Origin of the sequence: Streptomyces sp. NPDC015345 (genome assembly GCF_043078805.1) — a bacterium.
GTDB lineage: Bacteria > Actinomycetota > Actinomycetes > Streptomycetales > Streptomycetaceae > Streptomyces.
On sequence record NZ_JBIBTX010000001.1, the window covers coordinates 363,091 to 388,329 of the forward strand.

The following is a 25,239-nucleotide window of genomic DNA, read 5'->3' on the forward strand; positions in this document are numbered from 1 at the left end:
CCGGGACACGGGCACGAATCCCCCGAAGTCACCCATTCGGCCGTAGCCGCCACACCCTGTGGGTTAGCTCACAACAAGAGTTATTGGCGTTCTTTGTCCCTTCTCACAGCGGGCCGAGTTGATCAGTGGCCATTAACGTCATATCCATGTCGACTTCCGCATCCCCCTCGGGTAACAGCCCCGCAGAGCCGATCGGCGACATAGCCGTCGGCACGGTCACCGACCGCCTGGTCGAAGCGAACAAGCGGTACGCCGCCGGCTTCGCCGATCCGGGCATGGACGCCCGCCCCGTACTGCGTGTCGCCGTCGTCGCCTGCATGGACGCCCGCCTCGATCTGCATGCCGCGCTCGGCCTCGAGCTGGGCGACTGCCACACCATCCGCAACGCGGGCGGCGTGGTCACCGATGACGTCATCCGCTCCCTGACCATCAGCCAGCGCGCGCTCGGCACCCGCAGCGTGGTCCTCATCCACCACACCGGCTGCGGCCTGGAGTCCCTCACCGAGGAGTTCCGCCAGGACCTGGAGAACGAGGTGGGGCAGCGGCCGACGTGGGCGGTGGAGTCCTTCCGCGACGTCGAGCAGGACGTACGCCAGTCGATGCAGCGCGTACGGACCTCGCCGTTCCTGCTGCACACCGACGACATCCGCGGCTTTGTCTTCGACGTGACGACGGGTCTGCTGCGGGAGATCGACCCCGCGTAATCGACCCTGCGTGACTGACAAAAGGTCGTAAGACCCGACAAATCGGCGCCAGTTATCCACAGGCGAGTGACACGACCCGGTACACCCAACAACAATGCGGGGGTGGCACCACGCACACCATTCACGCGTGGCGCCGGTGAATTCGGGGTGGACCGGGTCGTGCGCTTGAGCGGCAGCCCGGAAATGGGGTACCCCCTGCTCCTCAGGAGCGCGGGGCAGGGCCGAGGAGGGCCGGGTGACGACGTATGACGATCGAGCGAGCCTCACAGATCTGACCACCACAGCGGAGCGTGTCCGCAGGTCGGTGGAGGGTGTGATCGAGGGCAAGCCGGAGGTCGTACGGCTCTCGCTGACCGTGCTCCTCGCCGAGGGGCACCTGCTCATCGAGGATGTGCCGGGCGTGGGCAAGACCATGCTCGCCAAGGCACTGGCGCGGTCCATCGACTGCTCGGTGCGGCGGATCCAGTTCACGCCGGACCTGCTGCCATCGGACATCACCGGTGTGTCCATCTTCGACCAGCAGCGCAGGGACTTCGAGTTCAAGCCGGGCGCCATCTTCGCGCAGATCGTCATCGGCGACGAGATCAACCGCGCCTCTCCGAAGACGCAGTCCGCGCTCCTGGAGTCCATGGAGGAGCGTCAGGTCACCATCGACGGGCAGACCTATGAACTGCCCAGCCCCTTCATGGTCGTGGCCACGCAGAACCCCGTGGAGATGGAGGGGACCTACCCCCTGCCCGAGGCGCAGCGCGACCGCTTCATGGCGCGCGTCTCGATCGGCTATCCGGGGCCGGAGGCCGAGCTCCAGATGCTCGACGTGCACGGCGGCGTCTCACCCCTGGACGACCTCCAGCCGGTGGCGCACGCCCATGACATCGTGAAGCTCATCGACGCGGTCCGCACGGTCCACGTGGCCGACACCGTGCGGCGGTACGCGGTGGACCTGGTCTCCGCCACGCGCAACCACCCGGACCTGAGACTCGGGGCCTCGCCGCGCGCCACGCTGCACCTGGTGCGCGCCGCCAAGGCCTCCGCGGCGCTCAGCGGCCGGGAGTTCGCCCTGCCGGACGACGTACAGGCGCTGGCCGTCGCGGTCCTCGCGCACCGCCTGCTGCCCACCGCGCAGGCCCAGCTGAACCGCCGCACGGCCGAATCCGTCGTCCTGGAGATCCTCCAGCACACCCCCGTCCCCGCCGCCGCCCAGCCGGGCAACGGCGCCTTCTTCGCCCCGCAGCCGCCCGGCACGCGGAGGCTGTGATGACGGCGCCAGCGGGTCCTGCGGGCCCCGCCGAGGGCGACAAGGGCGGGCTGCGCACGGCTCTCGCGGGCCTGACCACACGCGGGCGTTCCTTCCTGGCGGCGGGCATCGCCGCCGCCATCTGCGCCTACGTCCTCGGCCAGAGCGACCTGCTGCGCGTCGGGCTGCTGCTCGCCGTACTGCCACTGGTCTGCGCCGTGGTCCTCTTCCGCACCCGGTACCGCGTGGCGGGCAGCCGCAGGCTCTCCCCCGCGCGCGTGCCGGCCGGTTCGGAGGCCCGCGTCCACCTGCGCATGGACAACGTCTCGCGGCTGCCCACGGGACTGCTGATGCTCCAGGACCGGGTGCCGTACGTCCTTGGGCCCCGGCCCAGGTTCGTGCTCGACCGGGTCGAGGCGGGCGGGCGCCGCGAGGTGTCCTACCGCGTCCGCTCCGACCTGCGCGGACGCTATCCGCTGGGGCCGCTGCAGCTGCGCCTGACGGACCCGTTCGGGATGTGCGAGCTGACCCGCTCCTTCTCGACGTACGACACCCTGACGGTCATCCCGCGCGTGGAGGCGCTGCCCCCGGTGCGGCTCTCGGGCGAGGCCAAGGGGTACGGCGACGGGCGCAACCGCTCGCTGGCGCTCGCCGGTGAGGACGACGTCATCCCGCGCGGGTACCGCCACGGCGACGACCTGCGCCGCGTCCACTGGCGCTCCACCGCGCGCTACGGCGAGCTGATGGTCCGCCGCGAGGAGCAGCCGCAGCGCGCCCGCTGCACGGTGCTCCTGGACACCCGGGGCACCGGCTTCCGGGGCGCCGGGCCCGACTCGGCCTTCGAGTGGGCGGTGTCGGGCACGGCCTCCGCCCTGGTGCACATGCTCGAACGGGGCTTCTCGGTCAGGCTGTTGACCGACACCGGCACCTCCGTGCCGGGCGAGGGCTCGGACGGCTTCGCGGGCGCGAGCCAGGAGTCGGCGGACGCGGCCGGGCTGATGATGGACACCCTCGCGGTGATCGACCACTCGGACGGCGCCGGGCTCTCCCGTGCGTACGACGTGCTGCGCGGTGGCAATGAAGGCCTCCTCATCGCCTTCCTCGGCGACCTCGACGAGGAACAGGCGGCGGTGGTCGCCAAGATGCGCCAGCGCAGCGGCGCCGCGGTCGCCTTCGTCCTGGACAGCACGGTGTGGGCGCAGGGCTCCGGCGGTGTGCCGGCCGGCGCCGGTGACGTACGGATGCAGTTGCTGCGCGAGGCAGGCTGGACGGCCCTCACCGTGCCGCCGGGGGCGAGCCTGACGGACCTGTGGCGCCGGGCCGACCACGCGCGCACGAGCGCGGGCCCGGCACCCGCGACGGGCACCACGACCGGGGGCTGGGCATGAGGACGCGGTACGGATCGCCGGGGCACCCGCGCGCGGGAGGCCCGGTAGCACGGCAGGGACGTACGACAGTGGGGGGACGGTCATGAGCGGACGCGCGCGGCTCGCGCTGTGTGCCACCGCGGCGACACTGATGGCGTCGAGCGCGTTACTGCCGCTCGTCGATCCGGCGACGTGGTTCGTGCAGGCCGTCATCCTGCTGGTGGTGCAGAGCGGGGTCGGCGCGCTGGCCCGGCGGCTGCCGCTGGCCAGGACGCTCACCGTGGCCGTGCAGGCGCTGGTGTCGCTGCTGCTGCTCACCCTGGTCTTCGCCCGCGAGCAGGCCATCGCGGGCATCCTGCCGGGCCCCGACGTGTTCCGGCGGTTCGCGGTGCTCCTTGAGGCGGGCGGCGAGGACGTCGGGCGGTACGCGATTCCGGCGCCGCTCAGTGACGGCATCCGGCTGATGCTGGTCGGCGGCGTCCTGGTGATCGGCCTCGCGGTGGACGCCCTCGCGGTGACGTTCCGTGCGGCGGCCCCGGCCGGGCTGCCGCTGCTCGCGCTGTACTCGGTCGCGGCGGGGCTCTCCGGGGACGGCGCGGGATGGCTGTGGTTCCTGCTCGCCTCGGCCGGATACCTGCTGCTGCTCCTGGCGGAGGGCAGGGACCGGATCTCCCAGTGGGGCCGGGTGTTCGGCGGTGCGGCGCGCGCTCCTGGGCGTGTCTCCGGAGGCCTGGAGAGCAGCGGCGGGGCGATCGCCCCGGTCCGCACGGGCCGGCGCATCGGCGCCCTCGCCCTCGGCATCGCCCTGGTGGTGCCGCTCGCCCTGCCGGCCCTGGACGGCGGTCTCCTGGACGGTTCCGGTGGCCCCGGCGGGGGCGGCTCGGGCGGCGGCGGGACGATCTCCGCCGTGAATCCCCTGGTCGCGCTCCAGGACAGCCTGAACCAGCCGGAGGACCGCGAGGTCATCACCTACCGCACGAACGCCGAGCGGACCGACGACCTGTATCTGCGGATCGTCTCGCTCGACCAGTTCGACGGCACCACGTGGAAGACCACCGTCCGGAGCATCGAGGACGTGCCCTCTCCCCTGCCGACGCCACGGGGTCTGCTCCCGGACGTCCGCAGGAGCGAGATCCAGACGAACATCTCCGCCGCCGACGGCTACGCGCAGAACTGGCTGCCGATGCCGTTCCCGGCCAGCGACGTGAAGATCGGCGGCCGCTGGCGGTACGAGCCGGTGGGCCGCGCCCTCGTCGGCGACCGGGGCCAGACCACGCGCGGCGCCCGTTACGAGGTCAAGAGTCTGCTCGTGGAGCCCACCGCCGAGCAGCTGGCGGACGCTCCGTCGCCCCCCGCGGACCTGCGGAAAGAGTTCACCAAGGTCCCTGACTCGCTGCCGGGGCTGGTCGGGGCCACGGCCCGCCGGGTGACCAAGGGCTCCGCGAACCCCTACGAGCAGGCGGTCAAGCTCCAGGACTACTTCGCCTCGGACGGCGGGTTCACGTACAACACCCAGGTGCGGGCGGGCAGCGGACCCGCCGCGATCGAGAAGTTCCTGCGGCAGAAGGAAGGCTTCTGCGTCCACTTCTCCTTCGCGATGGCCTCCATGGCGCGCACGCTCGGCATTCCGGCCCGGGTCGCGGTGGGCTTCACGCCGGGTTCCGCGCAGGCCGACGGCACGATGTCGGTCGGGCTGCGGGACGCGCACGCCTGGCCCGAGCTCTATTTCGAAGGCGTGGGCTGGACCCGTTTCGAGCCGACGCCGAGCCGGGGCACGGTGCCCGAGTACACCCGCTCCGATGTCCCGTCGGGCGACGCGAGCGACCCGGACGCCCCGGAGCCGGCCCGCTCCTCGGAGCCGTCCACGGCGCCCTCGGCGTCCGACAGCTGCCCGCCGGACGTGCGTAAGCAGGGCGGCTGCGCGAGTGCCGCGCCGCAGGTCGCCGCCGGTTCGGGTGGTGACGGGCCGCCCATCCAGATGATCGTCCTGGTGGCCCTCGCGGTCCTGCTCGTCGTCACGCTGCCCTTGCTGCCGATGCTGTGGCGGACCCGGATGCGGTCGGCGCGTCTCGGCGCCGGCGGTCGTACACCGGGGGACGCCGTCGCGCGGACCCTGGCCGCCTGGCTCGAAGTGACCGACACGGCCTGGGACCACGGCATTGAGCCGGACGAGTCACAGACCCCGCGCAACGCCGCCGCGCGGATCGTCCGCATCGGGCAGCTGCCGTCGGGGCCCGCGGAGGCCGTCCACCGGGTGGCGACCGCCGTGGAGCAGGCGCTCTACGCTCCGAGCCCGCGACTTCCGGTGACGGGGCTCTCGCAGGACGTGCTGCGCGTACGGGAAGGACTGCACGCCACGTCGACCCGCTCCGCCCGGCTGCGGGCGACGCTCGCGCCGCGTTCGGCCGCACGGGTGGTGTGGGCGGTCTCGGACCGCTGGTCGGCGTCGAGCGCCCGCTGGAGCGAGCGGGCCGCCAAGCGGTGGGCGGCGCTGACGCGGAGGCATGCGTAAGCGCACGCACAAGTAAGGGGTGACCGCCCAACAGGGCGGTCACCCCTTACACAAGCTCATCCAGTCTGTTCGGTCAGCCTTGCCGGGCCGGGCTCACTGACCGCCCTGCTGTTCGTCGCGGCGACGCTGCCACCGCTGCTCGATGCGGTCCATGACGGAACGACGCTGCCTCGTCTGTCTGCGGGCATGGGGCCCACCCTGCGCCGTGGCCGCGCCCGCGGGCTGTTCGCCCGGTTTCGGGGCCTTGCGCCAACCGGTGACGGCGAGCACCGCGCAGCCCAGCATGACGAGGAACCCCACCACGCTGATCCAGATCTGCTGGGCGACCATTCCGGCCATGAGAAGGGCGATGCCCACCAGGAAGCCCACGACCGCTTGGTAGACCCGCTTCCGGGTGTACGTACGCAGCCCGCTTCCCTCAAGCGCTGTCGCGAACTTGGGATCTTCGGCGTACAGCGCTCGCTCCATCTGCTCGAGCATGCGCTGCTCGTGCTCCGAGAGCGGCACGGAGTCCTCCTCATCGTGCAGTCGCCGGGGCGACCGGGGGTCCCCTTCAGGATAGGCAGGGAATCGCCCCCGTGAAACCCGCCCCTCTGCGCCAACTTCGCCAAACCGGACCTTCACATCGCTCCGGCTCGCTGAAGCGTGCATTCCCCGGCGGCCGGACCGTCATGCAGGACGGTGTCCTTCGATCATACGGCGCCAGTAGCCCGTTCGGGGGTCCTGTGGCGTACTCCATGTGCGGTTGCGTCCCTGATCAGCGGGGCAGCCACGCCCGCACCTCAGGCCGCCGCGCCGCCTTGGGGCCCACGCGCCTCACCGAGCACATGCAGCTGGGTGGCCACGGAGTGGAAGGCGGGCAGCTCGGCGGCGGCGGCCTCCAGCGCCAGGAGGGCGTCCAGGGCGCCGGGCTCGGTGTCCACGAGGACGCCGGGGACCAGGTCGGCGAAGACCCGCACGCCGTGCACGGCGTCGACGCGTACGCCCGCGGCCTCGACCAGCTCGGTGAGCTGCTCGGCTGTGAAGCGGCGCGGCGCGGGGTCGCCCGCGCCCCAGCGGCCCGCCGGGTCGGTGAGCGCCGTCCGGGCCTCCTTGAAGTGGCCCGCGAGGGCGCGCGCGAGCACGGCCCCGCCGAGTCCGGCGCCGAGCAGGCTGAGCACTCCGGAGGGGCGCAGCGCGTCGACGGCGAGGCGCACGCCCTCGGCCGGGTCGTCCACGTACTCCAGGACGCCGTGGCACAGGACGGCGTCGAAGCCGCCGCGCTCGACGACGTCGAAGAGGCCGAGCACGTCGCCCTGGACGCCGCGCACGCGGTCGGCGACCCCGGCCTCGGCGGCCCTGCGTTCCAGGGCGAACAGGGCGTTGGGGCTGGGGTCGACGACGGTGACGCGGTGGCCGAGCCGGGCGACGGGTACCGCGAAGTTGCCGCTGCCGCCTCCGGTGTCGAGCACGTCGAGCTCGGTGCGCGACTGACGACCCGTGACCTCGACGCGGCGGTCGAGGGCTTCCTTCAGGACGTCCCAGACCACGGCGGTACGCAGCGACGCGCGGGGCCGGGGGGCTCCCGAGGAATCCGCGGAGTCCGAGCGCGGCGACGCCGTCTGAGCGTGGTGGTGGGAGGCGGGCGGGCGCATCGGGTCCGACACGGCAGTTGACTCCTCGGCGCGTGGGTGCGATTTCCCCCACCCTATTGCCTGCCGCGCAGTGCCCTTGTCACCCGTCCACGGGCGCGGACGTGCCGGTCAGCTCGCGTCCGGCGGCTCCTGCCTCGGCTGGGGCAGCACGGGCTGGAGCACCAGCATCCGCTCGACCAGACGCAGGAACATCGCCACGTCACGGAGCAGGTCGTCGGCGTCGCGGGCGGTGGCGGCGCCTTGGATGCCCGCCTCGGCGCGGGCCCTGCGGGCGGCGCCGGAGGCGAACAGCGCGCTCCACTCGGTCAGTTCGGGGGCTATCTCCGGCAGGACTTCCCAGGCGCTGCGGATGCGCTGCCTGCGGCGCGGGGTCGTCTCGGGGCGTCCGCGCGCGGCCAGGACGGCGGCCGCGGTGCGCAGGGCGGCGAGGTGGGCGGTGGCATAGCGCTCGTTCGGGGCGTCCAGGCGGGTGGCCTCGTCGATGCCGGCGTGGGCCTGGGCGAGCAGTTCGAGTGCGGCGGGCGGGGCGGTCGCGCGGCGCAGGACGGGGTGGACATCGCTCGCCGGGCCGGCGGTCGAGGGTGCGTGGCCGACGGCGGGGTGCCGACGTGCGGCTGCCGCGGAAGTGCTGGCCATGACGAACCTCCTGTCGTCGTGTGACGGCGCAGTGGCCGTATGTGCCCATCGTGGAGTACGCCACTGACAATCGGCTCTGACCTGGCCCTTTGCCTCGAGCGGGGGTTCGGGCCTACTTTTGTACTGACCAGTCAGTTCAAAAGAAGGTCCAAAGAGGGGCAGGGGGGACTGTGGACGGTCCGACCGACGGCGTGCCCGGAGCCGCCGTCACCGCCGAGGGCCTCGGGCTCAAGGGGCCGCGGGGCTGGGCGTTCCGCGGCGTCGGCTTCGACGCGGAGCCCGGGTCGCTGATCGCGCTGGAGGGCCCGTCGGGGTCGGGCCGCACCTGTCTGCTGCTCGCTCTGACGGGACGTATGCGCGCCACCGAGGGCCACGCGCGCGTGGGACGCCATCATCTGCCGAAGCAGCTCGCGGCGGTGCGCCGGATCAGCGGGCTCGGGCCCCTGCCGGGCGTCACCGACCTTGACCCGGCTTTGACCGTCGCGGAGCACCTGCACGAACGCGCCCTGCTGGAGCGGCGGTTCGGCGGGCCGCTGCGGGGACTCCTGAGGCCGCGCACCGAGCGGGCGGCCGAGATGCGCTCACGAGTGGAGACCGCGCTGGCCGCCGCCGGGCTCGACATGGAGTCGCTGCCCAAGGGGCGGCGGACCTCAGTACGCGACCTGGAACGGCTGGAGGCTCTGCGGCTGTCCGTTGCCCTGGCGCTGATCGGCCGGCCGCGCGTCCTCGGCGTCGACGACACCGACCTCAAGCTCCCGGACGCCGAACGGGCCGAGGCCTGGGGCCTGCTGAAGTCCCTCGCCGAGGGCGGGACGACCGTCGTGGCGGTGTGCAGCGAGGCGCCTGACGGCGCGGTCGTGGTGCGCACCGGCACCCACGAGGCGGACCAGGAACGGCACCGCACCGACGACGACAAGGAGACGGCGGATGCGCTCGCCGAAGCTCGCCGCGCTTGAGCTCAGGCGCTTCGGCAGGGGAAAGCTGCCGCGCGCCGCGCTCGTGGCGCTCCTGGTGCTGCCCCTGCTGTACGGCGCGCTGTACCTGTGCTCCTTCTGGGACCCGTACGGCCGTCTCGACCGCATCCCCGTGGCCCTCGTCAACGAGGACAAGGGGGCCACCGCGCAGGGCAAGAAGCTCGCGGCGGGCGATTCCATCGTCGAGGGGCTGCGCGACAGCAAGACCTTCGAGTGGCACGAGGTCACCGACGCCGAGGCGCGCGAGGGCGTCGAGGACGGTACGTACTATCTGTCGCTGACCATGCCGTCGGACTTCAGCAAGCGCATCGCCTCGAGTTCGGGGGACTCTCCGGAGACGGGCGCTCTGCGGGTCCGTACGAACGACGCCAACAACTACATCGTCGGGCAGATCTCGCGGACGGTCTTCTCCGAGGTGCGCACGGCCGCGTCCACGAAGGCCTCGCGCTCCTTCCTCGACAAGATCTTCATCTCCTTCTCCGACATCCACGGCAAGACGCAGAAGGCCGCCGAGGGCGCCGACAAGCTCGACGACGGCATCGGCAAGGCGAAGAAGGGCACGACGGACCTCGCGAAGCGTCTCGGCGACGCCAAGGACGGCAGCGGCGACCTGGCCTCGGGCGTGAAGAAGCTCCACAAGGGCGCGGGTGAGCTGAAGAGCGGCTCCCAGCGGGTCGCTGACGGCACGCGGAAGCTCGCCGGCAAGGTCAACGGCACCGCCGAGAAGGTGCGGCCCTTCCTCAAGGACAACGGCAAGACCATCGGGGACACCGCCCAGCTGGTCGCCGACTCCTCCAAGGCGATGCGCCGCAACCTGCACACGTGGGTCAAGCTCGCTCCCGCGGCCGCCAAGGGCGCCGAGGAGGGCTCCAAGACCCTCGGGGACTTCTACACCAAGCGCTGCGAGACGGCCCCCGTGCCGGACCCGGCCTGCCCGGAGATCAAGGAGGCCAGGAAGGCCGCCGAGAACGTGTCGGCCCTCGCGGACGACATGAACACGCTGATCAAGGACCACAGCGGCGACGTCAAGAAGCTCGACAGACACCTGGCCACGCTCCAGAAGAAGTCGCAGGCGCTCGCCGACCGGGCCCCGCACCTCGACGAGGACCTGGAGAGGGCCGTCACGCAGATCAACGAGCTGAACAAGGGCGCGGGCAAGGTCGCCGCCGGCGCCAGGAAGCTGCACACCGGCCTCGGCACCGCCAAGACCGGGGCGAGCGACCTGAACGCGGGCATCACCAAGCTGGAGACGGGCGCGAGCGACCTCAAGGGCGGCATGTTCAAGCTGGCCGACGGCTCCGCGAAGCTGTCCGGCGGGCTGCACGACGGCGTCAAGAAGATCCCCGACTACGGCAAGAAGGACCGCGACGACCGCACCGGCGTCATGGCCGACCCCGTACAGCTCGCCTCGCAGTCGCTGCACAAGGCGCCCAACTACGGCACCGGCTTCGCGCCCTACTTCATCCCGCTCTCCCTGTGGGTCGGCGCGATGGTGGCGTACATGCTGATCCAGCCGCTCAACCGGCGCGCACTCGCCGCCGGTGCCTCCGCGTGGCGCATCGCGCTGGCCGGCTGGCTGCCGGTGGCGGCCCTCGGGGTGCTCCAGACGGTGGCCCTCATGTCCGTCCTGCACTGGGGCCTCGGCCTCCAGATGGCCAGGGCGGCCGGCACGGTCGGGTTCCTGTTCCTGGTCACGGCGTGCTTCGCGGCCATCGTGCAGTGGCTCAACGCCCGCTTCGGAGCGGCCGGGCGGATCCTCGTCCTCGCCCTGCTCATGCTCCAGCTCACGTCGGCGGGCGGCACCTATCCCGTGCAGACGAGCCCCGGCTTCTTCGGCGCGGTCCACCCCTACCTGCCGATGAGCCACGTCGTCGACGCCCTGCGCAGACTGATCACCGGCGGCGGGCTGACACCCGTATGGCTGGCGTGCGGGGTCCTGGTGGCCTTCACCGTGGGCGCCCTCGCGCTCACCGCGCTCTCCGCCCACCGCAAGCAGGTATGGACCCTTGACCGGCTGCATCCGGAGCTGAGCCTGTGACCACGGCGGAGCCGGGGAGCCCGGCGGGACCTGTGAGAATCAGGGCCATGGACAGCAGTGCAGGCAGCACCCGCCGCGAGGCCACCCGGCAGAAGCTCTACGAGGCAGCCGTCACCCTCATCGCGGAGCAGGGTTTCTCCGCGACGACGGTCGACGAGATCGCCGAACGGGCCGGGGTCGCGAAGGGCACCGTCTACTACAACTTCGCGAGCAAATCGGTCCTCTTCGAAGAGCTGCTGCGGCACGGCGTCGGCCTGCTCACCGCCTCCCTGAAGGACGCGGCCGAGGCGACGGCCAAGAACGGCGGCAGCAAGGTCGACGCCCTCGACGCGATGATCAGGGCCGGTCTCGTCTTCATCAACCGCTATCCGGCCTTCACCCAGCTGTACGTCGCCGAACTGTGGCGCACCAACCGCGCCTGGCAGTCCACCCTTCTGGTGGTCAGGCAGCAGGCCGTCGCGGTCGTCGAGGACGTGCTGCGCGAGGGCGTCGGGAACGGCGAGCTGAGCGAGGAGATCGACATCCCGCTGACGGCGGCGGCGCTCGTCGGCATGGTGCTGGTTGCCGCCCTCGACTGGCAGGCCTTCCAGCCGGAGCGCTCCCTGGACGACGTGCACGCGGCCCTGTCCCGGCTGTTGCAGGGCCGGGTGAGCGGCACGCGCGCGTAGCGGCCGGCTTCCGCGCGCAGACGACGGCGCCGGTCCGGTGCCCCTGTTCTCCAGGCGGCACCGGACCGGCGCTTCTTCGTGTCCCCCGTAACCCCCGTGCGACCCCCGTGTGGTCGTTCCCCCGAGTCACCCCCGTACCTCGCTCCCGCCTCGCGGCGGAAGGAGCGGTCAAGGGCGCTGCGCCGTTCCGCCGCCCCGTGTCGGCGGTACCGGCGCCGCGCCCTTCTCCGTGCCCCACACTCTGCCGTCCACGCAGGTCGGAGCCCATCCGCGCGCGTACTCATCTCACCGACTAGGTACGGGTACTCAGGCGTGCGGGCGCCTCCTCAGGCCGCCTCGTCCCGGAGTGGTTACGATCGCGTCCGTGTCCGTACTCCCCCTGGTGTTCACCAGCGGCTGGGCGAGCGGGATCAACGCGTACGCCGTTGTCCTGCTGCTCGGCGTCTTCGGCGCGACCGGGATCAGCGACGAGGTCCCCGCGGCGCTCCAACGGCCGGACGTGCTGATCGTGGCCGGTGTGCTCTTTGTCTGTGAGGCCGTCGCCGACAAGATCCCGTACGTCGACTCGGTCTGGGACACGGTGCACACCGTGATCCGGCCGGTCTCCGGAGCCGTGGTGGGGGCGCTCCTCGCGGGGCAGAGCGGCTCCCTCTCCGACCTCGCCGCGGGCGCCGTGGGCGGATCGACGGCGCTGGCCAGCCATGCGGTGAAGGCCGGGACACGGATGGCGATCAACACCTCGCCCGAGCCGTTCAGCAACGTCGTGATGAGCACGGCCGAGGACCTCGGGGTCGGCGGGATCATCTCCTTCGCGATGTTCTATCCGGAGGCCGCGGCGATCATCGCGGCCGTGCTCCTGCTGCTCGGTCTGTTCCTGCTGTTCCTCCTGGTCTCCCGCATCCGCAGGTTCCGCCGGCGCCGGGCGCAGCGGCGCGAGGAGAAGCGGCTGGCGGCGCGGACGGGGCCGCCCCCGCTCTGAGGCCGGGGCCGCGGCGTGACTGTCAGTGGTGGCCGATAAAGTCCCTGGCATGGCACGGATTGTGGTGATCGGCGCCGGGATGGGCGCGATGACGGCGGCCGCCCGGCTGGCCGTCGCGGGCCACCGGGTGGTGGTGTACGAACGCGGGCGGACCTACGGCGGCGCGCTCGGCCGCGTCGAGCGGGACGGCTTCGCCTTCGACACCGGACCGGGACTGCTCCCGCTCCCCGCGGTCTACCGCGACGTGTTCGTCAAGACCGGCAAGGAACCTCTGGAGAAGTGCGTCGAGCTCTCCCAGGTGGAGCCCGCCGTGCGCCATGTCTTCGCCGACGGCACCACGACGGACCTGCCGAACGCCTCACGCGCGGGCGTCGGCGAGGCCTTGGACGCGGCGCTCGGCGACGGCGCGGGCGCCCGCTGGGCGGCGTTCATGAACCGCGCCAGGGAGACCTGGGACCGCACCCGCCGCCCCCTGCTCGAAGAGCCGCTGTACCCCAACTGGGAGGTGCTCGGCTCCCGCGAGCCCTACCCCGCCGTGCCTCACAAGCGCCTGCTGCGCCGCGAGCGCCGCGCGGCCACGCTCAGCGAGATCGGTGAGCTGGAGCTGGGTGGCGACGCCCGCCTTGTCGCGCTCCTGGAGCAGTTCGCCCTGGCGCACGGCCTCGACCCCCGCACGACCCCGGCGAGCGCGGCCGTCCTGCCGTACCTGGAGCAGACGTTCGGCACCTGGTCGGTGCGGGGCGGTCTGCGCGCGCTGGCCGAGGCGGTGTACGAGCGGTGCCTGGCCCGCCGGGTCGAGTTCGTGTTCGACGCGGCGGTGGTCCGGATCACCGAGAAGGACGGCCGGGCCGCGGGCGTGGAGCTCGCCGACGGCACGACGGCCGAGGCGGACTTCGTCGTCGCCGGTGTGGCGCCCACCGTCCTGGCCGGAATGCTGCCCGGTGTGAACATACGGTCGGAGGGTGATGTGCCCGCACGCTCCGGGATGCCCAGCCGTCTGACGGTCCTGTTGGCCCTCTCCGGAGCCCGCCCCGAGGGCACCCCGCACCGGACGGTGCTGCACTCCGCCGACCGTCAGGACGAGCTCGACCGCCTCTTCGGAGAGCGGCCCGGCCTGCCCGCCTCCCCCACGGTCACGGTGCTGCGCCCCGACGACCCCGATCTCACGCCCGACGGCGCACACGAAGCGGTGACGCTCACGGTGACGGTCCCGGCGCACCTGGAGGTCTCCCCGGCCGACGTGGAGCGCGTGATCTCCCGCGCCGAGGCCGTGCTCCCCGGCCTGCGCGAGCGCCTCCTGTGGCACCGGACGCACACCCCGGCGGACATCGCGGAGGCCACCGGCGCCGACGGCGGTTCGGTCCCGGCCCCGGCGCTCGCCGCGGCCGACGGCGCGCTCCTGCACCCGGCGAACAGCACCCGCCTGCCGGGCCTCTTCGCGGTCGGCGGCTGGTCGCACCCCGGCGGCGGCCTGCCCCACGCGGGCATGTCGGGCGCGCTGGTCGCCGGGCTGATCGTCGAGGGACCGGAGTTCCGCGGCTCGCAGTGACCTCGAGGAGCCGGTGAGCAGCGGGTCAGTAGCGGTACTGCTGTTCGTTGTGGCCCGAGTCGTAGCCGGAGTCGTCGTATCCGCCGGAGTGGCCGCCGGTCTGCCCGCCCTGGTACGGATACGGCTGCTCCGCCGGGAGTTCGCCGCCGTACGGCTCGTCGGTGGTGCGCTGGTGCGGCACCCAGACGCCGCCGGGCGGGGTGTCGTTGTAGACCTCGCCGAGCCCGCCGTAGGTGTCGCCGCCGTAGGGGGCGTACTGCTGCTGGTCGCCGTAGGTGTCGTAGCTCTGCCGGGCGCCGTAGGTCTGCGTGCCGACATACGGGTCCGAGTACGCGGCGTACTGCTGGTGGCCGGTCTCGTCGTAGTTGTAGTTCTGCTGGTCGTAGCCGGTGTAGGCGGCGGCGTCATAGCCCTGGCCGCCGTCGCCGTGGTAGGCGTCGCCCGCGGCCGGCGGGGCGTGCGCGGCGTCGGTGTAGACGCCGTACTGCCCGGTGTCGTCGGGCAGCGGCTCCGGTTCGTAGACCCCGGGGGCGTGCGCGGGCGGCGGCGGGGCCTGCTCATACTCCAGGTCGGACACCTGGAGCGTCGGCTCCTGCGCGGCGGCCGCGCCCTGGGACGGCTTCTTGCGGCGCTTGCTGAGGCCCGGCTTCCCGCCCAGCGCCCAGCCGGTGGAGAAGCCCCGGCGGAACGACAGCGTCACGTACGTCTGGCCGACCGCGAAGGCGATGGCGCCGGCCGCGATGACCGGGACCGACGACATCACCACGCCGACGACGACGCCCAGGAAGCCCACGAACGCCAGCAGCCGCCAGCGCAGCCTGGCCTTGTACTGGAGCAGCACCTCGCCCAGCAGCCACAGCGCGACGAATCCGAACGCGATGTAGAGGACCGTCCAGCCCATGTACGCCCCACTCCCCTACGGCCGCCGCCCGTGGGTACGGGGGTACTGCCGTTCAAGCCTGCTGGTGCAGACCAAGATTCTCGTAGATTTCCAGCGTCGCCGTGGAGTTGTTGAGCGTGATGAAGTGCAATCCCGGCACGCCTTCGGCCAGCAATCGCGCGCAGAACTCCGTCGCGAACTCGATGCCAATGGAGCGTACAGCGGCGGGATCCTCTTTGGCCGCGAGGATCCTGTCTTTCAGCTCGGCCGGGAACACGGCGTTGCTGAGCTGCGGCAGCCGGTCGAGCTGGCGGACGTTGGTGACGGGCATCATCTCGGGGATGATCGGCGTCGCGCAGCCGGCCGCCTCGACGCGGTCGCGCAGCCGCAGGTACTCCTCCGGGTCGAAGAACATCTGCGTGATCGCGTAGTCCGCGCCGGCCCGGCACTTGTCGATGAAGTGCCGGGTGTCGGACTCCCAGTCGGGCGAGCGGGGATGCATGGCGGGGAAGGCCGCGACGCCCACGCAGAAGTCGCCGGACTCCTTGATGAGTTCGACCAGTTCGGAGGCGTAGGTGAGGCCCTCGGGGTGCGCGACCCACTCGCCGAGCGGGTCGCCGGGCGGGTCGCCGCGGACCGCCAGCATGTTCCGGATCCCGGCGTCCGCGTACTGCCCGATGATGTTGCGCAGCTCGGCCACGGAGTGGTCGACCGCGGTCAGGTGGGCGACGGGCGTCAGCGTGGTGTCGGCGACGATCTGCTGGGTCTCCTTGACCGTGCCGGTACGCGTCGAACCACCCGCTCCGTAGGTGACGGAGACGAAGTCCGGGGCGACCGCCTCGACCCGGCGCAGCGCGTTCCACAGATTCCGCTCGCCCTTCGGGGTCTTCGGCGCGGAGAACTCGAAGGAGTACGTCGTCTTGCCGGTCGCGAGCATGTCGCGCACGGTGCGCGCGCGGTCAGTCCTGGTGGAAGCTGTGCCTAGGGCCATACGGGCAGGTTAGCCAGGCCACGGCGGTCACCCAACCGGACCTGGGGATTTCATCTCATTTGCCGGTTTCTTGTCCACGGATCGGACACGGATCGGACACCGCCGAGCGGGTGCCGAGCAGGTGCTCAGCCGGCCGTACGCAGCCGCTTCGCGAAGTCCGCCGCCGCGGCGCCCGGGTCGTCGGCCTCGCTGATCGCCCGTACGACGACGACGCGGCGCGCGCCCGCTTCGAGCACCTCGTCGAGGTTGCCCGCGTCGATGCCGCCGATGGCGAACCAGGGGCGGTCCGTGCCGAGGGAGGCCGTGTAGCGGACCAGGTCGAGGCCCGGTGCGTGACGGCCCGGCTTGGTGGGGGTCGGCCAGCAGGGGCCGGTGCAGAAGTAGTCCACGCCCTCTTGGACGGCGGCCGCGGCGGCCTCGGACTCGGCGTGCGTGGAGCGGCCGATGAGTACGTCGTCGCTGCCGCCGAGGATGGCGCGGGCCGCGGGGACGGGCAGGTCGCCCTGGCCCAGGTGGAGGACGTCGGCGCCGATGGCGTGCGCGACATCCGCGCGGTCGTTCACCGCGAGGAGCTTGCCGTGGCGCCGGGCGGCGTCGGCGAAGACCTGGAGGTGCTCCAGCTCCTCGGCCGCCTCCATGCCCTTGTCGCGCAGCTGCACGATGTCGACGCCGCCCGCGAGGACGGCGTCGAGGAAGTCGGGGAGGTCTCCCTGACGCTTGCGGGCGTCCACGCACAGGTAGAGCCGGGCGTCGGCGAGCTGGGCGCGCGGGTGGTCGGCGGCCATGGAGAGATCCCCCCGGTGTCGTGGGCGTGCGGGCCGCGCGACGCGCGGCCCGCATCCCGAACGGTGTGTTCAGTCAGACGACGGGCGCCTGCTCAGACGGCGAGCGCCTGGGCGCGGCGCTTCACCTCCGTGCCGCGATTCTCGCTCAGTGCCTGCGCGGGGGTGCCGGGCAGGGTCGGGTCGGGGGTGAAGAGCCACTCGAGCATCTCTTCGTCGGAGAAACCGTCGTCCCTCAGGAGCGTCAAGGTGCCGACGAGGCCCTTGACGACCTTGTCGCCGTCGATGAAGGCGGCCGGCACCTGGAGCGTCCGGTTCTCACCACGGCGTACGGCGATCAGCTGGCCGTCCTTGACCAGCTGGCGTACGCGCGTCACCTCGACGTCGAGCATTTCCGCGATGTCGGGGAGGTGGAGCCAGGCGGGGACGAGAGCATCGGTCTTTGCGTCAATCTCGGTCACCGTCCCAGCGTATCTCTGGCCGGGGGCCCGCGGCGGGCGGCACCGCGGTCGGGGACGGGGGGTGTGTTCGGGTGCGGATGCGTGGAGGTCGGGCGCGCGGTTCCCCGCGCCCCTCAAGGGGCGTTATAGCGCTGCCTTCTTCAGGGGTACCGATGGGTCTGCCGTCAGAGTTGGGTCCAGGTGGGTGCCTGACTCGATCAGTTTGCGGCCCTGGGCCAGGTCCCGGGGGCGGCCCACCGCGAGGACCGCCACCAGGGCGCCGGACCGCAGCCAGCAGACCGACCAGGCCATGCCCGTGGGGTCGCCGCGCCACACCAGCTCGTCGGTGGGCGTGTGATGGCCCGCGTACTGCACGAAGCGGCCGAACTGCTCCGACCAGAAGTACGGCACCGGGTCGTACGCCGCGGGGTCCTCGCCGATGATGTTCGCCGCGACCGTGCGCGGGCCCTGGAGCGCGTTGTCCCAGTGGTGGACGAGCAGTCGTTCGCCGTACCGCCCGGAAGGGAACGAGGCGCAGTCGCCGACCGCGTACACGTCGGGCACCGAGGCGCGCAGGTGGTCGTCGGCCACCACTTCCCCGTGAGCGCCGAGGACGATGCCGGAGCCGGTCAGCCAGGCGGTCGCGGGCCGCGCCCCGATGCCGACGACGACCGCGCCCGCCGGCAACCGGGCCCCGTCGGCCAGGACCACCGCGCCCGGCTCGACGTGCTCCACGCGCGCGTGGGTGCGCAGCACGGCTCCGGAGTCCGCGTACCAGCCCGCCATGGGGGCCGCGACCTCCGCGGGCAGCGCCCCCGCGAGCGGCCGGCCCGCGGCCTCGACCACGGTGACCGCACACCCCGCCTCGCGCGCGGCCGTGGCGAACTCGGCGCCGATCCAGCCCGCGCCCACCACCACGATCTCGTGCTGCGCGGCGAGTACCGGCCGCAGCCGCGCGGCGTCGTCCAGGGTGCGCAGGAGGTGGACGCCGGGAACGCCCTCGGTGCCCGGCAGCGTGATCGGCTCGGCGCCGGTCGCGAGCACCAGGACGTCATAGGCGACCGGGCCCTCGGCCGTGTCCAGCTCATGGTCCGCGGGGCGCACGCCGGTGACCTCGCGCCCCAGGCGGAGCCCGATGCCGAGCGCCTCGAAGTCGATGTCGAAGGCGGAGCCCTCCGCCTTGCCGAGCAGCACCGCCTTGGACAGCGGCGGCCTGTCGTACGGCTGGTGGGGTTCCGCGCCGATCACGGTGACCGGACCGGCGAAACCCCGCTCACGCAGGGCCACGGCGGTCTGCACCCCTGCCATCCCGGCGCCGACGATGACGACGTGCCGCTCGCTCTGCCTCTGCTGCTCGCTCACCCGATCACTGTAGGGCGGCGGACGGCGGCGCCTTCAGAGGCGGGCGGGGAGATCTCTGACACACCGTCACCGCCCATGACGGCACGGCTCCCCTACTGCCGCGCGGGGCGACGGGCTAGGGTGGCCGGTGCAGAGCACTCGCGGGAGCCCGGACGCACCGGGCTGAGAGGGAGGCTGGGACGGCCTCCGACCGTACGAACCTGATCCGGGTCATGCCGGCGAAGGGAGGGGCTGGACGCCCATGCAGCCACGTACACCACCCCGCACACCATCCTGTGCGCCACCGGCGGAATCGAAGACTCCGACGGACGTCCTCGTCGTGGGGGGCGGCATCATCGGCCTGGTCACGGCCTGGCGGACCGCGCAGCGCGGGCTCTCCGTCGCCGTCGTGGACCCCGAGCCGGGCGGCGGCGCCGCGCAGGTAGCGGCCGGCATGCTGGCCGCCGTCACGGAACTGCACCACGGCGAGCAGACGCTGCTCGCACTCAACCTCGAATCCGCGCGGCGCTATCCGGACTTCGCCGCCGAACTGGCCGAGGCGAGCGACCGCGGTGTCGGCGACCTCGGCTACCGCGCGTGTGGCACGCTCGCCGTCGCGCTCGACTCCGACGACCGTGCCCACCTGCGCGAACTGCACGCCCTCCAGTGCCGGTCCGGCCTGGAGTCGCAGTGGCTGAGCGGCCGCGAGTGCCGCCGCCTGGAGCCGATGCTCGCACCGGGCGTGCGGGGCGGGCTACGGGTCGACGGCGACCACCAGGTCGACCCGCGCCGGCTCGCGGCGGCGCTGCTCGTGGCCTGCGAGCGGGCGGGCGTCGCCTTCCACCGCGGCTGGGCCGAGCGGCTCTCGGTCGTACGCGACCGGGCCGGGGGAGTCGTCCTCGGGGACGGCACCGAGCTGCACGCGGACCAGGTCGTGCTGGCGGCGGGCAGCCTCAGCGGGCGCCTCGCGGGCGTTCCCGACGACGTCCTGCCGCCCGTGCGGCCGGTGAAGGGGCAGGTGCTGCGCCTGACGGTGCCGAAGGCGTACGCGCCGTTCCTGAGCCGCACCGTGCGCGCGGTCGTGCGCGGCGGCGCCCTCTACCTCGTCCCGCGCGAGAACGGCGAACTCGTCGTCGGCGCCACCAGCGAGGAGCTCGGCTGGGACACCACGGTCACCGCGGGCGGCGTCTACGAACTCCTGCGGGACGCACACGAACTCGTGCCCGGCATCACCGAACTGCCGCTGACCGAGACCCGCGCGGGCCTGCGCCCCGGCTCCCCCGACAACGCGCCCCTGCTCGGCCCGACGCGGCTGCCCGGGCTCCAGCTGGCCACCGGGCACTACCGCAACGGCGTCCTGCTGACGCCCCTGACGGGCGACGTCATGGCGCACTCCCTGGCCACCGGTGAGCTTCCCGACGAGGCGCGGCCGTTCACCCCGCGCCGATTCACCGAGCCCTCCCTCGTACCCCCAACGCAGCCACTGCCCACGCAGTCGTTCACGGAGCAACCCGCATGAGTACGCCCGCCTCCAGTACGCCCTTCACCGTTTCCGTCAACGGAGAGGTACGCGACGTGACCCCGGGCACCACGCTCGAAGCCCTCGTCGCCACTCTCACGGCGGCCCACTCCGGTGTCGCCGCCGCCCTCAACGAAACCGTCGTACCGCGCGCGCGGTGGTCCGGCACCGTGCTCGCCGCGGGCGACCGCGTCGAAGTACTCACCGCAGTCCAGGGAGGCTGATCCCACCATGGCAGACGACCCTTTCGTCATCGGCGGGCTCACCCTCTCCTCGCGTCTGATCATGGGCACGGGCGGGGCGCCCAGCCTCGACGTCCTCGAACGCGCCCTCGTCGCGTCCGGCACCGAACTGACCACGGTCGCCATGCGCCGCCTCGACCCCGGTGTGCAGGGCTCGGTGCTCTCCGTCCTGGACCGGCTCGGCATCCGCGTCCTGCCGAACACGGCGGGCTGTTTCACCGCCGGGGAGGCCGTCCTCACGGCCCGTCTCGCACGCGAGGCGCTCGGCACCGATCTCGTGAAGCTGGAGGTGATCGCGGACGAGCGCACGCTGCTCCCGGACCCGATCGAGCTCCTGGACGCCGCCGAGACCCTCGTCGACGACGGCTTCACGGTCCTTCCGTACACGAACGACGACCCGGTGCTCGCGCGCAAGCTCCAGGACGTGGGGTGCGCGGCGATCATGCCGCTCGGCTCCCCCATCGGCTCGGGGCTCGGCATCCGCAACCCGCACAACTTCCAGCTGATCGTCGAGCACGCGCGCGTGCCGGTGATCCTGGACGCGGGTGCGGGCACGGCGTCCGACGCGGTGCTCGCCATGGAGCTGGGGTGCGCGGGTGTCATGCTCGCCTCGGCCGTGACACGGGCGCAGGAGCCGGTCCTGATGGCGGAGGCCATGCGGCACGGCGTCGAGGCGGGGCGCCTCGCGTACCGGGCCGGGCGGATCCCCCGCCGTCACTTCGCGGAGGCGTCCTCTCCTGCGGAGGGCATGGCTCGGCTGGATCCGGAGCGGCCGGCTTTCGGGACGCCTTGAGCAAGGCGGGGTACTGCTCGCTCGCGGCCGGCCGCCGGTGGGGGCTTGGCGCGCAGTTCCCCGCGCCCCTGACGGGGCGCTCCGGCCCGTCACCTGTCACAGCTCGGCTGCAGTCCAGCCGCGGGGAGGACCGGCCGGGACGAGGTGTCGGTGGCGGCTCGTAGACTCCCCTGCGTGGACACGACCCTTCAGGACCCCCTCGTCGGGCAGCTGCTCGACAGCCGATACCGGATCGAGGGGCGCATCGCGGTCGGCGGGATGGCCACGGTCTACCGGGCCGTGGACACCCGCCTCGACCGCGTGCTCGCGCTCAAGGTGATGCACCCCACGCTGGCGGCCGACGCCTCCTTCGTGGAGCGCTTCATCCGCGAGGCGAAGTCGGTCGCCCGCCTCTCGCACCCGAACGTGGTCGGCGTCTTCGACCAGGGCACCGACGGGGCGTACGTCTATCTGGCGATGGAGTACGTGGCGGGCTGCACGCTGCGTGACGTCCTGCGCGAGCGCGGCGCGCTCCAGCCACGGGCCGCGCTCGACATCCTGGAGCCGGTCCTCGCCGCGCTCGGCGCCGCGCACCGCGCCGGGTTCGTGCACCGCGACATGAAGCCCGAGAACGTCCTCATAGGGGACGACGGCCGGGTGAAGGTCGCCGACTTCGGCCTCGTACGCGCGGTGGACACCGTCACGAACACGACCGGCACCGTCCTTGGCACCGTCTCCTATCTCGCCCCCGAGCAGATCGAGCACGGCACGGCGGACACACGCGTGGACGTGTACGCCTGCGGCGTGGTGCTCTACGAGATGCTGACCGGCGCGAAGCCGCACTCCGGGGACTCCCCCGCCCAAGTGCTCTACCAGCACCTCAACGAAGACGTGCCGCCCCCGTCGGCGGCCGTGCCGGGGCTCCCCTTCGCGCTCGACGAGCTGGTCGCCTCCGCCACCGCCCGCACCCCCGACGTCCGCCCGCACGACGCGGTGGCCCTCCTGGCCCAGCTGCGCGAGGCGCGAGGAGCCCTCACCGAGGAGCAGCTCGACGCGGTGCCGCCGCAGGCCCGCGCGGCGGAGCATGACGCCCCCGGCCACCATGACAACTCCGAGGACCGCACCAGCGTGATCCCGCGCGCGGACCGCTCGGCGCAGCTCCCACTCCCGCTCTCGGCCGAGGGAGAGCAGGGCCGGCAGGACGCCCTGAACCGCACCAGCGTCCTGACGACACCGCCGCCGGCGCCGCCCGCCCCGGCACCGCGCTCGCGCGGCCGGTTCGATCCGCGCCGCCGCACGATCGCGGTGGTGGCCGCGGTGCTCCTGGCCCTCGGCCTGGGCGCGGGCGTCTGGTACATCAACTCCGGCCAGTTCACGGAGGTCCCGCCGCTTCTGGCGAAGACCGAGGCGCAGGCCGAGAAGCGTCTGGAGGAAGCCGGGCTCGAGGTCAAGGAGATCAAGCGCGAGTACAGCGAGACCGACAAGCGCGGCACGGTCATGGACAGCGACCCCGCGGCCGGTGAGCGCATCCGGCAGAACGGCAAGGTGACGCTGACCGTCTCGCGGGGCCCGGAGACCGTGAAGGTGCCGGACGTCAAGGGCATCCCGCTGGCCGAGGCGAAGAAGGAGCTGAAGAACTCCGGTCTCGCCCCCGGCATGGTCACCAAGACCTTCAGCGAGGACGTCGCGAAGGGTTCCGTGGTGCGTACGGACCCGCGGGCCGGCTTCACCCGCAAGGCCGACTCGGCCGTCGCCCTGGTCGTCAGCAAGGGCCGCCAGGTCGAGGTGCCGGACGTGGTGGGCGAGTCCGAGGCCGACGCCGTCGCGGACCTGGAGGACGCCGGGCTGAAGGCGAAGATCAAGTCGGCCCGCATCCCCTCCGACGAGGACAAGGGTGCCGTCGCCGCGCAGGACCCCGCGGCGGACAAGCCGCTCGCCGAGGGGGACACGGTCACGCTGACGATCTCCAAGGGCCCTCCGATGGTCGAGGTCCCGGACGTCACCGGGATGAGCGTCGACGAGGCCGTGGACAAGCTGGAGTCGAAGGGCTTCGCGGTGGAGAAGGACCGCGGGCTGCTCGGCCTCTTCGGGGACACGGTGAAGGACCAGTCGGTGGACGCGGGCGACGAGGCCCCCAAGGGGTCGACGATCACCATCGAGATCCGCTGAGCCGCGGCCCCCGGGGGTCCGCGCGGGCCCCCGCCGCCCCGGCGAGGATGACGAAGCCCACCCCCGGCCGATGCCCGCCCGGCCCCGCCCACGTGCCACCCTTGACGGCGTGAGCAGCAACAAATCCCCCCGTCCTGCGTCCTTGGGCGCCGCGTCCCGCAACCCCGTCGGTGCCCACATCCCCGTGGCCGGCGGTCTCGCCTCCGTAGGACTGTCGTACGCCCGTGATCTCGGCGCCGAGGCCGTCCAGGTCTTCGTCGCCAACCCGCGCGGGTGGGCGACCCCGCCCGGCAATCCGAAGCAGGACGAGGAGTTCCGCGCGGCCTGCGCCGCCGGGAACATCCCTGCGTACGTCCACGCGCCCTACCTCATCAACTTCGGCTCGCACACCGAGGCGACCGCCGAGAAGTCCGTGGACTCCCTGCGCCACTCGCTGCGCCGGGGCCGTGAGATCGGCGCGCTCGGTGTCGTCGTGCACACCGGTTCGGCGACCGGCGGCCGCGACCGGGGGGTCGCCCTCAAGCAGGTGCGCGAGCTCGTGCTGCCGCTGCTCGACGAGCTGACGCACGACGACGACCCGTTCCTGCTCCTGGAGTCGACGGCCGGCCAGGGCGCCTCGCTCTGCTCCCGCACCTGGGACTTCGGCCCCTATTTCGAGGCACTCGACGCGCACCCGAAGCTGGGCATCTGCCTGGACACCTGCCACATCTTCGCGGCGGGCCACGACCTGACGGGCCCCAGCGGCATGCGCCAGACCCTGGACCTCCTCGTGGACACGGTCGGCGAGGGCCGCCTGAAGCTCGTGCACGCCAATGACTCCAAGGACGTCGTCGGCGCCCACAAGGACCGCCACGAGAACATCGGCACCGGACACATCGGCGAGGAGCCCTTCCGCGAGCTGATGCGCCACCCGGCCACCGAGGGCGTACCGCTGGTCATCGAGACGCCCGGCGGCAAGGAGGGACACGCGGCGGACGTGGCGCGGCTCAAGGGGCTCAGGAGCGACTAGGAAATACTGGGCCCGACCGCCCTGTGGCCCGGCGCGATGGACACGCATCCGCACCCGGCAGCTAGAGCTCGGGGCCGTCCCCGGGCTCTTCCTGGTACGAGTAGCGCTGCTCACGCCAGGGGTCGCCGACGTTGTGATAGCCGCGCTCCTCCCAGAAGCCGCGGCGGTCGGCGGTCATGTACTCGACGCCGCGGACCCACTTGGGGCCCTTCCACGCGTACAGGTGCGGGACCACGAGCCGCAGTGGGAAGCCGTGCTCCGCGGTGAGCAGTTCACCGCCTTTGTGGGTGGCGAAAATCGTGCGGTCGGAGGCGAAGTCGTCCATCCGCAGATTCGAACTGAAGCCGTACTCGGCCCAGACCATGACATGGGTGGCGTCGGGCGCGGGCGGCGCGAGTTCCAGGATCGTACGGGCCGCCACTCCGCCCCACTCGGCGCCCAGCATGCTGAACTTCGTCACGCAGTGCAGATCGCCGACCACGGTGGTGTACGGCAGGGCCGAGAACTCCTCATGGGTCCAGCAGTGCTTCTCGCCGTCCGCGGTGGCCCCGAAGACCCTGAACTCCCAGCGCTCGGGCCGGAACTTCGGCACCGGCCCGTAGTGCGTGACCGGCCAGCCGCGCTGGAGCCGCTGACCCGGCGGAAGCTCCGGCTCCGCTGCCTGTCGAGATGCGCGTTCCGCCGGCTGACCCATGACTCCATCCTGACAGACGGGGAACAGTAGGCGTGACCAGACGAAGTCTGACAGATGCGGATTCGGGCAACTCCTACTAAGCGTGCACTTACTGGACGGCCT

The 25,239-nt window shown here is 72.4% G+C and carries 23 protein-coding genes and 1 riboswitch; of the genes, 14 read left to right on the top strand and 9 right to left on the bottom strand.

The window, feature by feature from the left end; translation table 11 throughout:
- Positions 1–146: 146 nt before the first annotated feature.
- The 4 genes from ACF062_RS01710 to ACF062_RS01725 all read left to right on the top strand — a co-directional run bounded on the left by ACF062_RS01710 (position 147) and on the right by ACF062_RS01725 (position 5,820).
- The gene (locus ACF062_RS01710) at positions 147–704 is read left to right on the top strand and encodes a carbonic anhydrase (RefSeq protein WP_356579814.1); all 558 of its coding nucleotides are present in this window, start codon (positions 147–149) and stop codon (positions 702–704) included.
- Positions 705–939: 235 nt separating this feature from the next.
- A complete protein-coding gene (locus tag ACF062_RS01715; RefSeq protein WP_223774131.1) occupies positions 940–1,962 on the top strand; it encodes a MoxR family ATPase in 1,023 nt (340 codons plus the stop codon).
- Positions 1,962–3,329: a DUF58 domain-containing protein gene (locus ACF062_RS01720; RefSeq protein WP_392134334.1), complete on the top strand. Its 1,368-nt coding sequence runs from the start codon at positions 1,962–1,964 to the stop codon at positions 3,327–3,329. The genes ACF062_RS01715 and ACF062_RS01720 overlap by 1 nt, the downstream gene beginning before the upstream one ends.
- Positions 3,330–3,411: 82 nt before the next feature.
- Positions 3,412–5,820: a transglutaminaseTgpA domain-containing protein gene (locus ACF062_RS01725; protein WP_392134337.1), complete on the top strand. Its 2,409-nt coding sequence runs from the start codon at positions 3,412–3,414 to the stop codon at positions 5,818–5,820.
- Between the two features lie 93 nt (positions 5,821–5,913).
- On the opposite strand, the gene ACF062_RS01730 is transcribed toward ACF062_RS01725, so the two are convergent.
- The 3 genes from ACF062_RS01730 to ACF062_RS01740 form a co-directional block, all read right to left on the bottom strand.
- On the bottom strand, positions 5,914–6,327 hold the full coding sequence (locus tag ACF062_RS01730) for a DUF3040 domain-containing protein (RefSeq protein WP_223774134.1): 414 nt from the start codon (positions 6,325–6,327) through the stop codon (positions 5,914–5,916).
- 275 nt (positions 6,328–6,602) lie between these two features.
- Positions 6,603–7,466 carry a class I SAM-dependent methyltransferase gene (locus ACF062_RS01735; protein WP_392134340.1) on the bottom strand — a complete coding sequence of 288 codons (864 nt, stop codon included), beginning with the start codon at positions 7,464–7,466 and terminating at the stop codon, positions 6,603–6,605.
- Positions 7,467–7,562: 96 nt separating this feature from the next.
- Positions 7,563–8,090 (bottom strand): SAV_6107 family HEPN domain-containing protein, encoded by a 528-nt coding sequence (locus ACF062_RS01740; RefSeq protein WP_392134343.1) that lies wholly within the window; start codon positions 8,088–8,090, stop codon positions 7,563–7,565.
- 170 nt (positions 8,091–8,260) lie between these two features.
- Here ACF062_RS01740 and ACF062_RS01745 point away from each other — a divergent pair, with 170 nt between their 5' ends.
- From ACF062_RS01745 to ACF062_RS01765, 5 genes are all read left to right on the top strand, one after another.
- Positions 8,261–9,046, top strand: coding sequence for an ATP-binding cassette domain-containing protein (locus tag ACF062_RS01745; protein ID WP_392134346.1), 786 nt, complete (start codon positions 8,261–8,263; stop codon positions 9,044–9,046).
- On the top strand, positions 9,018–11,102 hold the full coding sequence (locus ACF062_RS01750) for a YhgE/Pip family protein (protein ID WP_392134349.1): 2,085 nt from the start codon (positions 9,018–9,020) through the stop codon (positions 11,100–11,102). The genes ACF062_RS01745 and ACF062_RS01750 overlap by 29 nt, the downstream gene beginning before the upstream one ends.
- A 47-nt stretch (positions 11,103–11,149) precedes the next feature.
- Positions 11,150–11,770 (top strand): TetR/AcrR family transcriptional regulator, encoded by a 621-nt coding sequence (locus ACF062_RS01755; protein WP_223774139.1) that lies wholly within the window; start codon positions 11,150–11,152, stop codon positions 11,768–11,770.
- Between the two features lie 364 nt (positions 11,771–12,134).
- On the top strand, positions 12,135–12,749 hold the full coding sequence (locus tag ACF062_RS01760) for a DUF4126 domain-containing protein (RefSeq protein ID WP_392134353.1): 615 nt from the start codon (positions 12,135–12,137) through the stop codon (positions 12,747–12,749).
- Positions 12,750–12,798: 49 nt separating this feature from the next.
- Positions 12,799–14,298, top strand: coding sequence for a phytoene desaturase family protein (locus tag ACF062_RS01765; protein ID WP_392134355.1), 1,500 nt, complete (start codon positions 12,799–12,801; stop codon positions 14,296–14,298).
- Between the two features lie 25 nt (positions 14,299–14,323).
- On the opposite strand, the gene ACF062_RS01770 is transcribed toward ACF062_RS01765, so the two are convergent.
- From ACF062_RS01770 to ACF062_RS01790, 5 genes are all read right to left on the bottom strand, one after another.
- Complete coding sequence (locus ACF062_RS01770) at positions 14,324–15,199, bottom strand: hypothetical protein (protein ID WP_392134358.1); 876 nt, start codon at positions 15,197–15,199, stop codon at positions 14,324–14,326.
- A gap of 52 nt (positions 15,200–15,251) precedes the next feature.
- Positions 15,252–16,169, bottom strand: a complete 918-nt coding sequence (metF, locus tag ACF062_RS01775; protein WP_223774143.1) for a methylenetetrahydrofolate reductase [NAD(P)H] — start codon at positions 16,167–16,169, stop codon at positions 15,252–15,254.
- Positions 16,170–16,294: 125 nt separating this feature from the next.
- On the bottom strand, positions 16,295–16,954 hold the full coding sequence (gene thiE, locus ACF062_RS01780) for a thiamine phosphate synthase (RefSeq protein WP_392134361.1): 660 nt from the start codon (positions 16,952–16,954) through the stop codon (positions 16,295–16,297).
- 92 nt (positions 16,955–17,046) lie between these two features.
- Positions 17,047–17,412 (bottom strand): Rv2175c family DNA-binding protein, encoded by a 366-nt coding sequence (locus tag ACF062_RS01785; RefSeq protein ID WP_205037939.1) that lies wholly within the window; start codon positions 17,410–17,412, stop codon positions 17,047–17,049.
- Between the two features lie 123 nt (positions 17,413–17,535).
- A complete protein-coding gene (locus tag ACF062_RS01790; RefSeq protein WP_392134365.1) occupies positions 17,536–18,753 on the bottom strand; it encodes an NAD(P)/FAD-dependent oxidoreductase in 1,218 nt (405 codons plus the stop codon).
- A gap of 130 nt (positions 18,754–18,883) precedes the next feature.
- Positions 18,884–18,997, top strand: a riboswitch (TPP riboswitch).
- Here ACF062_RS01790 and thiO point away from each other — a divergent pair.
- The 5 genes from thiO to ACF062_RS01815 all read left to right on the top strand — a co-directional run bounded on the left by thiO (position 18,995) and on the right by ACF062_RS01815 (position 24,443).
- Positions 18,995–20,251 (top strand): glycine oxidase ThiO, encoded by a 1,257-nt coding sequence (gene thiO / locus ACF062_RS01795; RefSeq protein ID WP_392134368.1) that lies wholly within the window; start codon positions 18,995–18,997, stop codon positions 20,249–20,251. It overlaps the preceding riboswitch by 3 nt.
- The gene (gene thiS, locus ACF062_RS01800; RefSeq protein ID WP_392134370.1) at positions 20,248–20,475 is read left to right on the top strand and encodes a sulfur carrier protein ThiS; all 228 of its coding nucleotides are present in this window, start codon (positions 20,248–20,250) and stop codon (positions 20,473–20,475) included. The genes thiO and thiS overlap by 4 nt, the downstream gene beginning before the upstream one ends.
- A gap of 7 nt (positions 20,476–20,482) precedes the next feature.
- A complete protein-coding gene (locus ACF062_RS01805; RefSeq protein WP_392134372.1) occupies positions 20,483–21,286 on the top strand; it encodes a thiazole synthase in 804 nt (267 codons plus the stop codon).
- Positions 21,287–21,460: 174 nt separating this feature from the next.
- On the top strand, positions 21,461–23,434 hold the full coding sequence (pknB, locus tag ACF062_RS01810; protein ID WP_392134374.1) for a Stk1 family PASTA domain-containing Ser/Thr kinase: 1,974 nt from the start codon (positions 21,461–21,463) through the stop codon (positions 23,432–23,434).
- A 109-nt stretch (positions 23,435–23,543) separates the two neighbouring features.
- Positions 23,544–24,443 (top strand): deoxyribonuclease IV, encoded by a 900-nt coding sequence (locus ACF062_RS01815; protein ID WP_392134376.1) that lies wholly within the window; start codon positions 23,544–23,546, stop codon positions 24,441–24,443.
- Between the two features lie 61 nt (positions 24,444–24,504).
- On the opposite strand, the gene ACF062_RS01820 is transcribed toward ACF062_RS01815, so the two are convergent.
- Positions 24,505–25,137, bottom strand: coding sequence for a sulfite oxidase-like oxidoreductase (locus tag ACF062_RS01820; RefSeq protein ID WP_223774151.1), 633 nt, complete (start codon positions 25,135–25,137; stop codon positions 24,505–24,507).
- Between the last annotated feature and the right edge of the window lie 102 nt (positions 25,138–25,239).

Bases quoted from the DNA above. Each gene is read 5' to 3' on its own strand.
- ACF062_RS01710 (WP_356579814.1), top strand. From the start codon at position 147: ATGTCGACTTCCGCATCCCCCTCGGGTAACAGCCCCGCAGAGCCGATC.
- ACF062_RS01720 (WP_392134334.1), top strand. From the start codon at position 1,962: ATGACGGCGCCAGCGGGTCCTGCGGGCCCCGCCGAGGGCGACAAGGGC.
- ACF062_RS01725 (WP_392134337.1), top strand. From the start codon at position 3,412: ATGAGCGGACGCGCGCGGCTCGCGCTGTGTGCCACCGCGGCGACACTG.
- ACF062_RS01740 (WP_392134343.1), bottom strand. From the start codon at position 8,090: ATGGCCAGCACTTCCGCGGCAGCCGCACGTCGGCACCCCGCCGTCGGC.
- ACF062_RS01750 (WP_392134349.1), top strand. From the start codon at position 9,018: ATGCGCTCGCCGAAGCTCGCCGCGCTTGAGCTCAGGCGCTTCGGCAGG.
- ACF062_RS01755 (WP_223774139.1), top strand. From the start codon at position 11,150: ATGGACAGCAGTGCAGGCAGCACCCGCCGCGAGGCCACCCGGCAGAAG.
- ACF062_RS01765 (WP_392134355.1), top strand. From the start codon at position 12,799: ATGGCACGGATTGTGGTGATCGGCGCCGGGATGGGCGCGATGACGGCG.
- ACF062_RS01770 (WP_392134358.1), bottom strand. From the start codon at position 15,199: ATGGGCTGGACGGTCCTCTACATCGCGTTCGGATTCGTCGCGCTGTGG.
- metF (WP_223774143.1), bottom strand. From the start codon at position 16,169: ATGGCCCTAGGCACAGCTTCCACCAGGACTGACCGCGCGCGCACCGTG.
- thiE (WP_392134361.1), bottom strand. From the start codon at position 16,954: ATGGCCGCCGACCACCCGCGCGCCCAGCTCGCCGACGCCCGGCTCTAC.
- thiO (WP_392134368.1), top strand. From the start codon at position 18,995: ATGCAGCCACGTACACCACCCCGCACACCATCCTGTGCGCCACCGGCG.
- thiS (WP_392134370.1), top strand. From the start codon at position 20,248: ATGAGTACGCCCGCCTCCAGTACGCCCTTCACCGTTTCCGTCAACGGA.
- ACF062_RS01805 (WP_392134372.1), top strand. From the start codon at position 20,483: ATGGCAGACGACCCTTTCGTCATCGGCGGGCTCACCCTCTCCTCGCGT.
- ACF062_RS01820 (WP_223774151.1), bottom strand. From the start codon at position 25,137: ATGGGTCAGCCGGCGGAACGCGCATCTCGACAGGCAGCGGAGCCGGAG.